17 protein-coding genes and 1 pseudogene are annotated in these 12,700 nt (G+C 68.4%); 11 read left to right on the top strand and 7 right to left on the bottom strand.

All coding sequences use genetic code 11. The features are described from left to right. Nucleotides 1-364 precede the first annotated feature (364 nt). Entirely contained in the window at nucleotides 365-1,066 is a 702-nt protein-coding gene (locus YWM_RS0109835) for a hypothetical protein (protein ID WP_028850591.1), read from the bottom strand. Nucleotides 1,067-1,283: 217 nt separating this feature from the next. Between YWM_RS0109835 and YWM_RS0109830 the strand changes: the two genes are divergently transcribed. The 4 genes and pseudogenes from YWM_RS0109830 to YWM_RS22925 all read left to right on the top strand — a co-directional run. Next, on the top strand, nucleotides 1,284-1,577 hold the full coding sequence (locus tag YWM_RS0109830; protein WP_028850590.1) for an IS3 family transposase: 294 nt from the start codon (nucleotides 1,284-1,286) through the stop codon (nucleotides 1,575-1,577). Continuing rightward, a complete protein-coding gene (locus tag YWM_RS26615; protein WP_028850589.1) occupies nucleotides 1,574-2,047 on the top strand; it encodes a hypothetical protein in 474 nt (157 codons plus the stop codon). Before YWM_RS0109830 ends, YWM_RS26615 begins: the two co-directional genes overlap by 4 nt. A 540-nt stretch (nucleotides 2,048-2,587) precedes the next feature. Continuing rightward, entirely contained in the window at nucleotides 2,588-4,048 is a 1,461-nt protein-coding gene (ltrA, locus tag YWM_RS0109820) for a group II intron reverse transcriptase/maturase (protein ID WP_028850588.1), read from the top strand. A gap of 107 nt (nucleotides 4,049-4,155) precedes the next feature. Further along, nucleotides 4,156-4,644: pseudogene (locus YWM_RS22925) on the top strand (transposase); the annotation flags it as partial. On the opposite strand, the gene YWM_RS26415 reads toward YWM_RS22925, so the two are convergent. Then, a complete protein-coding gene (locus YWM_RS26415; RefSeq protein WP_028850587.1) occupies nucleotides 4,613-4,978 on the bottom strand; it encodes a hypothetical protein in 366 nt (121 codons plus the stop codon). The pseudogene YWM_RS22925 and the gene YWM_RS26415 overlap by 32 nt on opposite strands. A 167-nt stretch (nucleotides 4,979-5,145) precedes the next feature. Here YWM_RS26415 and YWM_RS27060 point away from each other — a divergent pair, with 167 nt between their 5' ends. The 4 genes from YWM_RS27060 to YWM_RS0109785 all read left to right on the top strand — a co-directional run bounded on the left by YWM_RS27060 (nucleotide 5,146) and on the right by YWM_RS0109785 (nucleotide 6,736). Continuing rightward, nucleotides 5,146-5,280 carry a hypothetical protein gene (locus YWM_RS27060; protein WP_257996725.1) on the top strand — a complete coding sequence of 45 codons (135 nt, stop codon included), beginning with the start codon at nucleotides 5,146-5,148 and terminating at the stop codon, nucleotides 5,278-5,280. 299 nt (nucleotides 5,281-5,579) lie between these two features. After that, complete coding sequence (locus YWM_RS0109795) at nucleotides 5,580-5,855, top strand: metal-sensitive transcriptional regulator (RefSeq protein WP_026529653.1); 276 nt, start codon at nucleotides 5,580-5,582, stop codon at nucleotides 5,853-5,855. Nucleotides 5,856-5,921: 66 nt separating this feature from the next. Next, the gene (locus tag YWM_RS26410; protein WP_169720974.1) at nucleotides 5,922-6,086 is read left to right on the top strand and encodes a hypothetical protein; all 165 of its coding nucleotides are present in this window, start codon (nucleotides 5,922-5,924) and stop codon (nucleotides 6,084-6,086) included. Next, entirely contained in the window at nucleotides 6,083-6,736 is a 654-nt protein-coding gene (locus YWM_RS0109785; RefSeq protein WP_028850585.1) for a class I SAM-dependent methyltransferase, read from the top strand. Before YWM_RS26410 ends, YWM_RS0109785 begins: the two co-directional genes overlap by 4 nt. Nucleotides 6,737-6,775: 39 nt before the next feature. Here YWM_RS0109785 and YWM_RS0109780 read toward each other — a convergent pair whose 3' ends face one another. The 5 genes from YWM_RS0109780 to YWM_RS0109760 are packed head-to-tail and all read right to left on the bottom strand — an operon-like array spanning nucleotide 6,776 to nucleotide 9,820. Beyond that, nucleotides 6,776-7,474, bottom strand: coding sequence for an aspartate/glutamate racemase family protein (locus YWM_RS0109780; protein ID WP_028850584.1), 699 nt, complete (start codon nucleotides 7,472-7,474; stop codon nucleotides 6,776-6,778). Between the two features lie 30 nt (nucleotides 7,475-7,504). Next, nucleotides 7,505-7,831 carry a hypothetical protein gene (locus YWM_RS22920; RefSeq protein WP_043660447.1) on the bottom strand — a complete coding sequence of 109 codons (327 nt, stop codon included), beginning with the start codon at nucleotides 7,829-7,831 and terminating at the stop codon, nucleotides 7,505-7,507. A 32-nt stretch (nucleotides 7,832-7,863) separates the two neighbouring features. Then, entirely contained in the window at nucleotides 7,864-8,847 is a 984-nt protein-coding gene (locus YWM_RS0109770; protein ID WP_028850583.1) for a M56 family metallopeptidase, read from the bottom strand. After that, nucleotides 8,844-9,233 (bottom strand): BlaI/MecI/CopY family transcriptional regulator, encoded by a 390-nt coding sequence (locus YWM_RS0109765; RefSeq protein WP_043660444.1) that lies wholly within the window; start codon nucleotides 9,231-9,233, stop codon nucleotides 8,844-8,846. The genes YWM_RS0109770 and YWM_RS0109765 overlap by 4 nt, the downstream gene beginning before the upstream one ends. After that, nucleotides 9,230-9,820 carry a hypothetical protein gene (locus YWM_RS0109760; protein ID WP_052344767.1) on the bottom strand — a complete coding sequence of 197 codons (591 nt, stop codon included), beginning with the start codon at nucleotides 9,818-9,820 and terminating at the stop codon, nucleotides 9,230-9,232. The genes YWM_RS0109765 and YWM_RS0109760 overlap by 4 nt, the downstream gene beginning before the upstream one ends. Before the next feature lie 152 nt (nucleotides 9,821-9,972). Between YWM_RS0109760 and YWM_RS0109755 the strand changes: the two genes are divergently transcribed. Genes YWM_RS0109755 through YWM_RS25165 form a run of 3 tightly spaced genes read left to right on the top strand, consistent with a single transcriptional unit; the run spans nucleotide 9,973 to nucleotide 12,551 of the window. Then, on the top strand, nucleotides 9,973-10,665 hold the full coding sequence (locus YWM_RS0109755) for a DsbA family protein (protein ID WP_211232474.1): 693 nt from the start codon (nucleotides 9,973-9,975) through the stop codon (nucleotides 10,663-10,665). Nucleotides 10,666-10,671: 6 nt separating this feature from the next. Continuing rightward, complete coding sequence (locus tag YWM_RS0109750; RefSeq protein WP_028850579.1) at nucleotides 10,672-11,541, top strand: cytochrome c biogenesis CcdA family protein; 870 nt, start codon at nucleotides 10,672-10,674, stop codon at nucleotides 11,539-11,541. After that, nucleotides 11,538-12,551 carry a PQQ-binding-like beta-propeller repeat protein gene (locus YWM_RS25165; RefSeq protein ID WP_156914723.1) on the top strand — a complete coding sequence of 338 codons (1,014 nt, stop codon included), beginning with the start codon at nucleotides 11,538-11,540 and terminating at the stop codon, nucleotides 12,549-12,551. The genes YWM_RS0109750 and YWM_RS25165 overlap by 4 nt, the downstream gene beginning before the upstream one ends. Nucleotides 12,552-12,700: the final 149 nt, after the last annotated feature.

Here is a 12,700-nt window from a genome sequence, read left to right as displayed (position 1 = left end):
GCAGCCGGCGCCGGTTTCCGCCGCCCGCTGCATGCACAAGGCCCGGTGAGCCGGAATTCCGTCGGCTCACCGGGCCTTGTCTCGCGGTCGGGCTGACAGGATTTGAACCTGCGACCCCTTGACCCCCAGGCGTCCAGACGGCTCCGCCGATCCCGAAATCCGCGTCGTTCCGGACCCCAGGTCATGCAGCGCGTGTCACGACATGCATGGTTTGCATGATTCTGGTCCCCTTTTGGTCCCCCTCGTCACCGCGGCTTGAAGGGCTGATTGACACTTTGTTTCTCGGTCGAAGCGTCTCTTGTGCCAGCCAGATGCTTGACCGGGTCAAGGGCGTCCGAGTGGGCCACACGTCTTGCGTGCATCATCAGTCCTCGACGGGATGAGTACGATCCTTTGGCAGCCGCCAACCTGCCGGAACTCGATCGTCAGCGATGCTCGGGTTGGGCACTGGCAGTTGCCGCTCCTCTATGCGGACCGTGTAGCGGTGCCAGCCGGATGCTGCCTGAAACCTTGCCAGCCGGAGTTGCGTTACACCGAGAGGATCGGACACGTCACGGCTCGCGCGACCACGGAACCAGACGTCGGAGATGCCATGCGGAAGGACAAGGTCGTCCACGTCCTCCCCCGTCCCGCCTTCGTAGGAGTCGGAAAGACGATAGAAGTAGGAGCCATCCCTATGTTGCCGAGCGAACAAGAACAAATGTCGCTCATCCGCCGATTGAGCTAGAAGCTTCTCGAAGTTCTGGCACGCCCACTGCGTCGCCAGCATCTCGGCGCAAACTCGCGCTAACTGATTCAGACGCGTGGGGATCGATCCACTCTCGGTCTGTGGCCGACCCTCCCTCTTCGCTCGCGCCCACTCAGCCAACAAGCGCTCGGCTGGCGGCGACGTGACCTCGACGATGCCCTTGCGTCCTCTGCTATCGGGGTAGGTCCAAGAACCGTCTGGCATCTTGTCACCAGCGCCCGCGTCCGCCAACGAGATGTCGATCCCAAGCACTTGTTCCATCGCCAGGAACGCAATCTCCTCTTCGCGACGAGCCTTCGCCCCGACCGCATTGCTCATAGGTTCAGCGTCCACTGGCTTCGGAGTTGCTCGGTGTCATGTGGACCACCAGCAGGTGCCTGGTCGGCCTCCTACGTCTGCTCTTCATCTGCTTGGGGCAAATCGTCAACATATGCGTGGATCGTGGCAAGCACGTTCTCGGGCTTGAGGGACTGCTGCACGGATAGGTGACATCCGATCTGCGTCGATGTGTGTCGGCGCTGGAAGGATGTGCATCATGCCGAAGGCGTTCCCCAAGGAGTTTCGCGAGGACGTGATCCGGGTCTACCGGGAGTCCGATGCCTCGATGGCCCAGGTCGCCAAGGACTTCGGTATCTCGCCGTCGTGCTTGAAGCGCTGGCTGGCGATCGACGAGAAGAACTCGGCCCGGTCGTCTCGCTCGCCACAGTCGGGTAGCGAGTCCGACGCGCTGCGGGAGGCGAACAAGCGGATCAAGCTGCTCGAGCAGGAGAACGAGGTCCTGCGCCGCGCTGCGGCCTATCTGTCGCAGGCTCATCTGCCGGGAAAATGATGTACCCGCTCGTCCGCGAGCTGGCCGACGACGGGGTTCCCGTCACGGTGACGTGCCGGGTGCTCAAGATCGCCCGCCAGCCCTACTACCGCTGGCTCTCCAAGCCGGTGACCGACGCCGAACTGGCTGCGGCCTACCGGGCCAACGCGTTGTTCGACGCTCACCGCGAGGACCCCGAGTTCGGCTACCGGTTCCTGGTCGACGAAGCCAGGGAAGCCGGTGAGTCGATGGCAGAGCGGACCGCGTGGAGGATCTGCTCCGACCTGGGCTGGTGGTCAGCGTTCGGGAAGAGGCGCGGCCGCAACGGCAAGAAGCCAGGCCCGCCGGTCCACGACGACCTGGTGATGCGGAACTTCACCGCCGGCGCCCCGAACCGGCTGTGGCTGGCCGACATCGAGCGCCACGAGGCGCTGTTGAACCGAGTGGGGGTGAGAGACCACCACCGCCGTGCTGTCGCAGCAGCACGGTGAAGTTGAGGGCAGCCCGACCCCCGGGACGGGGGCGAGGGCGGAAGCAGCCCTGACAACGACGGGACGCGTCAGCACTGCCAGATGGCGCGGGTCCGGCTAGCAAGACGGGAAGGCGTACGTGAGGAACCAGCGGCTGAACGCCCCTCAAGAGAGCCTCCGGCTCGAACCTGGTGGATCAGGGCCGGTTAGCAGCGCGCACCTGCGTCAGGCGCCTTCGGTCGTCCTGGTGCGGGGAACTCCTTGGCTGGGTGATGTCGCCAGCCGGGAGGCCGTGGTGAATGTCTGCGGCGTAGCCGCGGCGATGCTGCAGGGGCATAGCTGGGCGCCGACCCCGTCGAGCGGTTCGACAGTGAACGTGGGAACCACCGCGACGATCCCCTCCCCGATCAGCAGCCTGCTGTTCGGCGGGAAGGTCCGTCGCCGACCGATGCTGTCGCGGTGGGGCGGAGGACCCGTAGTAGTCCGAGGCCGGGAAAGCCGGCCGCATGGCGAAGGGGTCCAGCGTGTTCGCGGCATCAACGCGTTCGTAGGAGTGCGCTGGTGAACACCGGCGATCTGTCCAGTGTCGTCTTCCCCGAGCGGGAGGAGGCCGAGTGGCGGGTACTGCGGATGCAGAAGAAGCTGCACCGATGGGCGACGGAGAATCCCGACCGTCGTTTCGATGACCTCGCCAACCTGGTCTACGACCCGGCCTTCTTGGTCGTGGCGTGGCACCGGGTGCGGGGGAACAAGGGAGCACGAACAGCAGGCGTCGATGGGGTCACCCCACGCGGTGTCGGCTGGGCGGCGATGGATCTGCTGATCGGAGTCCGCGAGGACTTGAAGGCAGGTGAATTCGTGCCGCTACCGGTGCGGCAGAAGACGATCCCCAAGGCTTCGGGCGAGGTCCGGTCGCTGGGGATCCCGACTGCTCGTGACCGGGTCGTGCAGGCTGCGTTGAAACTGGTGCTTGAGCCGATCTTCGAGGCGGACTTCAAGCCGTGTTCCTACGGCTTCCGTCCTCGTCGCCGAGCCCAGGACGCGATCGCCGAGATTCACTACCTCGCATCGCCTACCCGCAACTACGAGTGGGTGTTCGAGGCCGACATCAAGGCGTGCTTCGACGAGATCGACCACACCGCGCTTGTGGAGCGGGTGCGGCGACGTGTCGGGGACAAGCGGGTCCTGGGCTGGGTCAAGGCGTTCTTGCGGGCCGGTGTCCTCACCGAGGACGGCATGAACCGCGAGACGATCACCGGCACACCTCAAGGCGGAATCCTCTCACCGCTGCTGGCCAACATCGCCCTGTCCGTGCTGGACGAGCATTTCACCGCCAAGTGGGAAGCGCTCGGCCCGGAGTGGACACGTGCCAAGCATCGACGCGCCGGGGGTGCGGTCATGAAGCTCGTCCGCTACGCCGACGACTTCGTGGTCCTCATCCACGGGCAACGCGCCGACGCCGAAGCGCTGTGGGACGAGGTCACAGCAGTGCTTACGCCGATGGGCTTGCGCCTGTCGGTTGAGAAGACGAGGGTCTGTCACATCGATGAGGGGTTTGACTTCCTCGGCTGGCGCATCCAGCGTCGCGACTGGCGGAGTCGGACCGGCAAGAAGGCGATCTACACCTACCCGTCGAAGAAGTCGTTGACTTCGATCATCGATAAGGTGCGGACGTTGACGCGCCGTGCAAGACATCGAACGCTCGCAGACCTGCTGCGCCGGTTGAACCCGACGCTGCGAGGCTGGTGCACATACTTCCGTCACGGAGTGTCCTCGCGGACCTTCGGCTACCTCGATCACTTCGCCTTCTGGCGGGTGGTCGGGTGGCTCCGCAAACGACACCTCGGGCTGAACATGCACACCCTGGTCCGGCGCTACCTGCCCGGATGGCACATCCGTGCCGGAGGGATCGACATGTTCCGAGCCAATGCGTTCCCCATCGAGCGCTACCGCTACCGGGGCACCAAGATCCCGACCCCATGGTCGAGTCCAACAACGCCTCATCCCAGCCCAGCGGCATGACCACGTGGAGAGCCGGATGCGGTGAGAGTCGCACGTCCGGTTCGGAGGGCGGGCCGGGGAAACCCACCAGCCGTGAGGCTGACAGGGCGCCCCGGTCCGACCCCTACACCGAGCACTGGACCCGTGAAGGCAAGCTCTACCTCTGCGCGATCAAGGACGTCTACTCCAACCGGATCGTCGGCTACTCGATCGACTCACGGATGAAGTCGCGGATCGCGGTCGCTGCACTCGACAACACCGTCGCTCGCCACCGCGCTGAGGGTGTGGACGTGGCTGGTTGTGTCCTGCACACCGACCGCGGGTCGCAGTTCCGGTCCAGGAAGCTGGTCCACCAGCTCAATCGTCACGACATGGCCGGATCGATGGGTCGCGTCGGCGCGGCCGCCGACAACGCCGCGATGGAGTCGTTCTTCTCGCTGCTGCAGAAGAACGTCCTCGACCGCCGCGTCTGGAACACCCGCGAGGAGCTACGAATCGCAATCGTCGCCTAGATCGAACGGACCTATCACCGACGCCGTCGCCAAGCCGCTCTCGGGCGGTTGACCCCGGTCGAATACGAACTGATCATGAAGCCCGCTGCCACCCAGGCGGCCTAACCGAAACTGTCACCAGTTCGTGCATCAGACCCTCCCGCTCGTAGGAACTCATCTCCGTGAACGTTCCGTCGCAGCCGTCTAGTTCGTGCACGCCACCCGTGGCGCCCAAGTCCACGGTGGGCAGGTCTCCGAACGCGTCCTCCCGCGCGGCATGGATGCTTCCCGTGACCGCCGTCTTCACCGTCCCGTACACATACTCGACCCGCTCCGGCGCGGCGAGAAGGCCTACCAGCAGCGCCCCGCCAGCGAGGACGAGGACCGTCCCCGCCGCCGCGCTGAGGAACCCATGCCAGCGCCGCGGCGGTGGCTTACTCCGTCCGACTGTCTCCCGCATGCTCCCTGCGGCCCACGCGGTCCGAGAGGAGTGGGCTGCGCGAGGAGCGATCGGCGGGCGCTGCACAACCGTCCGGAGAGTCCGCTTCCCTCTGTCGCGGAGACCTCGTTCGCAACGCTGCGATGACAAAGTTGAGATCACTATACCCCCGGGGGTATAGTGGAGTCATGGGCGCGACCGAGATCAGGCGAGAGAACCCGACCCGGGTGGTCGAGGAGAGCTCGGTGCCGATCCTGGGCTTTTGGGCCGACCACCCACTCGACGACGTTCCTGACAGTCAGAGGAGTTTCGCCTATGTCTGACCGACAGCTCACCTGCGCCCCGGCATGCCGCGCCGGCGTATGGGGGCGGCTGAGCCGTGGAGCCGTCGCCCTGATCGTCGGCGCGTTCGGTGCATCCATGCTGTCGACGGACCCGGCGATCGCGGTAGCCGCCGGCGTGATGGCCACCGTCATCGCGGTCATGGCGGTCACAGGAACATGCCCGACGAGCTGGCTCACCACTCGTCGGCAGCCTCAGACGCCGCAGCACACACTCGACATCCCCGATGCCCGGCAGCACGTCGACCTGACGAGCGCCCCCGTCCCGAACAGGAGTTCTCATGTCCACGAGTGACCCCGACGCCCAGCGCCGCATCCTCAACCGGCTCCGCCGCGCCCGCGGCCAGCTCAACGCCGTCATTGACGCGGTCGAAGGCGGCGGGTCGTGCCGGGAGGTGGTGACCCAGCTCGCGGCGGTCTCCTCGGCGCTTGACCGTGCCGGGTTCGCGATCATCTCCACCGCGATGAAGGACTGCATCGCCGACCCCGACGGCACCAACCGTGCCGACGACATCACCACCGAGGAGCTGGAGAAGCTGTTCCTCACGCTCGCCTGAACGAGCGATCCTCACGACCAACCGACAGACAGCCCTCGAAGGAAGAAGCAATCCATGTGCCGAGCTGTGACCTGTAAGACCTGCGGCAAGACCACCTGGGCCGGCTGCGGCCAGCACATCGCCGAGGTCAAGCGCACCGTGCCGGCGGGCCAGTGGTGCCCCGGACACGACAAGGAGAAGGAGAAGGCAGCCGCGACGAGCGGGTTCTTCGCCCGCCTGTTCGGACGATGACAGGCGCCACGCGCCACGACTCGCCCTCTCAGAATCCTCAGGAGTTCTGGGAGGGCCGCTACCGGGACGCCGAGCGCGTGTGGTCGGGCCGCCCGAACCCTAGCCTGGTCAACGCTGTGCAGCACTTGGCTCCGGGGAAAGCGCTGGATCTGGGGTGCGGGGAGGGCGCCGATGCGATCTGGCTCGCCACCCAGGGCTGGCTCGTCACCGGCGTGGACATCTCCGCCACCGCTATCGCCCGCGCACGCCGCGAGGCTCAGCGTCAACAGGCCAGCGCGGCCACCCGGTTCGTCACTGCCGACCTGGCACGGTGGGAGCCGGACGACGGCCCCTACGATCTGATGACCGCCAGCTTCCTGCACTCGCCTGTCCCGCTCCCGCGCATCGCGATCCTGCAACGCGCAGCCACCACGGTGCGCGCCGGCGGTCACCTCGTGGTCCTCTCCCACGCCGCACTCCCACCCTGGGTCGACGCCGCGGATCATCCCGCGCACAGCTTTCCCAGCCCGGCACGACAGTTCGTGGAGCTGAACCGCAACGAGCACGACTGGCTCGTCCTGAGCATCCAGACGCACACCCGACACGCCACCGCCCCTTCCGGCGAGGCCGCCGAGCTGACCGACGGGGTACTTCTCCTCCAGCGCCGGTGACCGGCTCGTCCCGGCGCGGCGGACCCGCTGTGGGGCGGCTTAGCCGCGGGACATCGCGGTCTGGACGATGGCTTCGACGTGCAGCGTGGTCGAGTCAAGCAGCGGCAGTCCCGGCACGTCGTCGGGGCCGACCAAGAGGATGATCTCGGTGCATCCGAGCACGATCGCCTCGGCCCCGGCCGCGTGGAGGTCTGTCATGACCCGGATGTAGGTCTCCCGAGACTCAGGCCGGAACACGTGTCTGGTCAGCTCGTCGAAGATGATCTGATCGACCGTGGTCCGGTCGACGGGCTCCGGGGGCAGCACAGTGAAGCCCGCTCGCTCGAGTCTTCTCCGGTAGAAGTCCTGTTCCATCGTCGGCGCGGTGCCGAGCAGTCCCAGCCGGGTCACCCCGATGTCGGTCGCTGTGGTCGCGACCACATCGGCGATGTGCAGGAATGGGACGGTGATCGCCGCCTCGATGACGGGCGCGACTCGGTGCATCGTGTTGCTCCCGCAGGCGATGAAGTCCGCTCCCGCCCGCTGCAGGCCCCGGGCTTTGCCTGCCAGATACTGTCCGGCCTCATCCCAGGCTTCGGCGCGCACGCATCGTTCGATGACGCCGAAGTTCACGCTGGACAGCACCAGCTCGGCTCGCTCGTGCCCGCCACGCAGCTCGTTCACGCGGTCGTTGATCCGGCGGTAGTAGTCCACCGTCGCGACGCTGCTCATCCCGTGCAGCAACCCGATGGTCCTCATCGGCGCTCCATCTGCCACCTTCTGGTCCGGTCAGATGCGGATGTAGGCGGCGCCGGCCAGTTGCGCATGGACGATCGCGGTGACCGCGGAGGGGACCGTGCCGACCTCGGGTCGCAGCTCGCCGGGGTCGATGCCGCGCCGTCCGAGCCCGACGCTGCACGCGGCCACCTCGGTGTGCTCGGGCACCTGCACGGCATCGGTGCCGGTCAGGCCGGCCAGTGCCGGGCCGTTGACGATCACCCGCACCCGCACTCCCAGGCCGGCGGCGTGGAGTCCGGCGGCGGCGTCCAGCGCCCGTTGCACGTCGGCGGGGTCGTCGGCCACGTGCAGGATCACCTCACGAGGGTTCGCATCCATTGCTTGGTTGTTCTCTCTTGTTCTGGCCGGGGTCAGGTGGCGCAGCCGGTGAGGGCGGCCGAGACGTAGGGCAGGTGGACGGCGGCGGCAAGGGCGGCCATGCCGACCAGATATGCGGCGATCGCGACGGCGGGCAGGGCGCCTGCCAGCCCGGCGCTGGGGTGGACGAGGTGGCGGATGCGTTCGGGACCGGCGGCGTGGAGGGCGACCGGGCAGGAGTGCTGCGGCATGGCGGGGTGGGTGCGTTCGCCGAGCTTGACCAGGGCGCTGACCAGCGCCGGGGTTCCTGCGTGACGGCGGGCCTGGTCGTCCGCGGCGATCTCCAGGTAGTGCGGCAGCGCGTCGGCGACAGCGCGGATCAGCGGCACCCACCGTAGGTAGGCGGCGATGCTGTCCACTAGCGCGGTGATGAGGTGGTGGCGTTGGTGCAGGTGGGCGTGCTCGTGGGCCAGCACGGCGGCCAGCTCGCCCGGCCCCAGCGCGCGCACCGCGCCGGTGGAGAGCACGATCCCGCCGTGACGGTCGGGGAAGGTAAGCGCGAACGGGTGCTCGGCGTCGACCAGTGCCACCTCGTGCCCGTGAAGGAGCTGCCGCCGCGCGCCGCGCAGCAGCGTGCGGGCGGCGTCCCGGGAGCGAGAGCTGCGCCGAACCATCTGGCGGGCAAGACCTGCTCCCAGAGCAAGGGCCAGCGCCACCGGCAGGGCGAGCAGCAGCACCGCGGGGATCAGGGTTTCGGTGGTGTCGGCGGAGAACGGGTTCGCGGCGGTCAGGCACCGTTGGCAGACCTCGGCCGCGCGTTCGGGCAGCAGCGCGGGGCCGGCTCCGGCCCAGGCCAGCACCGGGCCGATCGCCAGCAGCGTGACCAGCCAGACCCCGATGCCGCCGGCGACGACCACGATCGCCAAGCGCGGGACGCGCACCAGGGCGGGGGCAGCGTGCCGCAGCAACCACGGCCCGAACACCGCCAATGCCACCAGTCCGGTGCACAGAGCCATCGTGAGGATGCCCGCGGTCATGGCATGTCTCCCCGGTCGCGGCGTTCCAGGTAGTCGCGCAGCAGGTCCAGGTCGTTCTCGGGCATCGAGTCCACGAACTGCAGGATCGAGGCGGCCCGGTCGCGGCTGGCCTCCAGCACCTGCTCCATCAGCCTCGCGGCGAGCTCGTGCCTGGTGATCTTGGCGCCGTACCGGGTGGACCGGTTCTGCCTCGTGATGGTCACCAGGCGCTTGCGATCCAGGTTGGTGAGCACGGTCGCGATGGTGGTGTAGGCGGGGTCGGAGGGCAGGTGCTCGATCACTTCGCGCACGGTAGCCGGGCCGTGGTCCCACAGCACGTCCATCACCTGCGCTTCCAACGCCCCCAGGCGCAGCAGGTCGCCGGAGCGCCCATCGGCGGCCTTCATCGCACAACCGCCACCGGCTCGGGGCGGACCGGGCAAGCGACCTGCCCGCGTAGTCGCCACACCAGTGCGACGCCGGTCAGGATCAGCGCGCCGAGCGCGAGGAACGGCTGCACGGGGGTGAACCAGGTGATCGCTCCCGAGTACCCCAGCGCCAGCAGCGCCAGCTTGTTGCACACCGGGCACCCCACCGCGAACCACGCCAGGATGCCGCCGGCCATTCCCATCCGGCTGCTGCGCCGAGCCTGCGCCTCATCGGCCGCGTCGGTGGCGGCGCCGTCCTCGCTGACCGCATTCGCCTGCTGCTCGTCCGCGGCGGCGCGGTACGGGCGGACATACGTAGCGACCAGCATGCCCGACAGCACCGAGGTGACCAGCCACACCGGATAGTTCCACCACACCGGCGGGATGTCTCGACCGAACACCGGGTTGGGGATCAGCACCGTCGCCACCCCGATCACCACCGCGACGACCGCCGAGGCGGCGATCGCGGCCAGCACCTGCCGGCCCGTCCACCCTCGAAGCGCCTGGACCGCCAACCGGAAGCTTTCGCCGATGCCCTGGCGGGATCGAGTCGTGGGAGAGGTCATGGAACCCATTCTGACATGACTCGACTACCACGTATAGTCGACTATCTGAGATAGTAGAGGTCGGTGCCCGCGACAGTAACAGGAGAATCCCTATGCCCACCGAGACCACGAACCGCCCGAAACCGTCGAACCGTTCGAGGTCGTCACAAATCGTGCCGGTCGCCGTGTTGACCCTGGCTGCTGTCCTGATCGCCGTGATCGTGGCGGTGAACTGGAGTGGCACGACGGCCGAGGAGGGGGGCTCGCCGTCGGATAGCGGCGCGCCGACGGAGGTGCAGAACCCCGAGCAACCGGACCTGTCTGCGGCCGAGACCAGGGACGAGGCGGACCTGCTCGCGGCCGGGCCCGTGGATGCGCCGGTGGTGCTGGTGGTGTTCTCGGACTATCAGTGCCCGTTCTGCGCTCGGTGGAGCGAGCAGACGCTGCCGTCGATGATGGAGCACGTCGACGCCGGGGAGCTGCGGATCGAGTGGCGCGACATCAACGTGTTCGGTCCCGCGTCCGAGCGCGCAGCGCGGGCCTCGTACGCCGCCGCCCTCCAGGGGGCGTTCTGGGAGTACCACGACGCCCTGTTCGAGGACGGGGAGCGCAGGTCCGAGAGCGAGCTGAGCGAGGAAGCCCTCGTCGCCTTGGCGGGCGAACTCGGTTTGGACACCGAGCAGTTCGCCGCCGACCTGGGCTCGGAGGAGACGGCGCAGGTGATCGCCGCCAACCAGCAGTTCGGGTTCGACCTCGGCGCCACCTCCACCCCGATCTTCATCCTGGGCGGACAGCCGATCGTCGGGGCGCAGCCCACCGAGGTGTTCCAGGAAGCGTTCCAGAGCGCGCTCGACGCGGCGGAGTGAGGCGGCGTGGACATCGGACTGCTCGCCGCGTTCGCCGGCGGCACGCTCGCGCTGCTGAGCCCGTGCGCGGCGCTGCTGATGCCGGCGTTCTTCGCCTCCACGATCGGTAGCGGGCCCCGGCTGCTGCTGCACGGAGCCGTGTTCTACGTCGGCCTGCTGGCCGTCCTGGTCCCCGTGGGGGTCGGAGCCGGCGCCCTGGGGACGCTGTTCGTGACTCACCGGCAGGCGATCGTGCTCGTCGCCTCGCTGGTCCTGGTCGTCCTCGGCGCGGCGCAGGCGCTCGGGTTCGGGTTCGACCCTGCCCGGCTGCTACCGGCCGGGGCCGACCTGCACGCGCAAGCGGCGTCCAAGACCGGACTCGTCAAGACGGTGCTGCTGGGCGCTGCCAGCGGCATCGCGGGATTCTGCGCCGGCCCGATCCTGGGCGCCGTGCTCACCCTGGCCGCCGCCCGCGGCGACACCCTCGCCGCCGGCGTCATGCTCGCCGTGTACGGCGCGGGCATGGTGCTGCCGCTGCTGCTGATCGCCGCGCTCTGGCAGCGCCTGGGCGCCCGTGGACGCCGATTCCTGCGCGGGCGATCGTTCACCGTGCTGGGCCGGGAGCTGCACACCACCTCGGTGGTCACCGGGCTGCTGATCGTGGGCGTCGGGGTGCTGTTCTGGACCACCAACGGCCTGGTCGGCGCTCCCGAACTGGTTCCGCTCGACGCCCAGGCCTGGCTCCAAGAGAACACCGCGATCCTGGCGAACCCGATCCTGGACATCCTCGCCGTCGTCCTCATCGCCGGGATCGCACTCTTGCTCTGGGCCAGACGCCGCCGTACCCACGCTCGCGCTGACGCCCAGGCGGGCGAGCACCGCGCGGAACAGTCATGAAGCCGCGCCGGCGACGCTCCAGCCTTGCCCTCGCCGCCGTGGCCGCGCTGCTGGTGACCGGCTGCGGGGCATCCGAGCCCGAGCCCGTAAGAGACCCCTACTCGGTCGATGGGTCGCTACCCGTGGTGGACACCTCGGGCATGCGGCTGCCGACGCCGTTCGAGGAGCTGGAGGTCGTGGACCCCGGGTGGGACATCACTCCGCAGTACGCGGACGGGGTGTATCTGGCCGCCGGTGAACGCGACGGTGTGCTGGAGTTCACCGCCGTGGACGTCCACGGGGACGTGCTGTGGGCCGCGCAACGTCCAGCGAGCTGCACCGGGTTCGTCGTGACCACCGACGCGCACGGCCGAGCCCTCGCGATCCTGGGCGACCTCCAGACCACGGCCGACGCCCTGGCCGCGACGACTGCCACCGCCTACGACCTGACGACCGGGGAACGGGTCTGGGGTCCGGTCGAGGTGCCCGGCCCCTACCAAGGCCCCGGGCTGGTCTTCGCCGCACCTCCCGAAGGCTTCATGGGCGAGACCGGCCCACGCGTCGCGCTCGACCCCACCACCGGAGACGTCGCGGCCGACGAGTCGAGCCCCGAAGGTATCCGCATCATCGGCGAGTACCACGGCATCGTGCTGCTCACCCACGAGGACGCTCTGATCGCGCGCGACACGGCCGACGATCAGGAGCTCTGGCGCGTCCCCCTCGCCGAGCACGGCTGGACGGCGGCGTCCATCAGCGCGTCCCTGCGCCCTGCACCGGGAGACGGGCTCGCGCTCGTCGCCACCTCCGAGACCACCGGCGCGCTCCTCGACCTGGATCAGGGCAGCATCGTGAGCAGCACCGCACGCGACGCCGCCGTAGACCCCACCACGGGGACCCTCGTCACCCTGGACGACACCGGCCTGCACGGCTATGACGCCGACGACCGACCACTGTGGTCCCTGCCTGTTGCCGCCGAGACCACCATCGCGGCGATGTCGCGCGTCAGACTTTGTGGCTCAGGGGTTATGTAGGTTCCTGAGCAGGAGGTATGACGATGAGCCGTCCCCCGGTGTTCCCGGTGGAGGACAAGATCCGGATCGTGCTGAGCGTGCTGTCCGGGGAGATGACGATCGCCGAGGCCGCTCGGCGGAACAAGGTCTCGGAGCAGTCGGTGTCGCGG

It is taken from the genome of Thermocrispum municipale DSM 44069, from assembly GCF_000427825.1.
In the GTDB taxonomy this organism is placed as follows: Bacteria; Actinomycetota; Actinomycetes; order Mycobacteriales; family Pseudonocardiaceae; genus Thermocrispum; species Thermocrispum municipale.
This window is presented reverse-complemented; position numbering and strand designations above follow the sequence as displayed.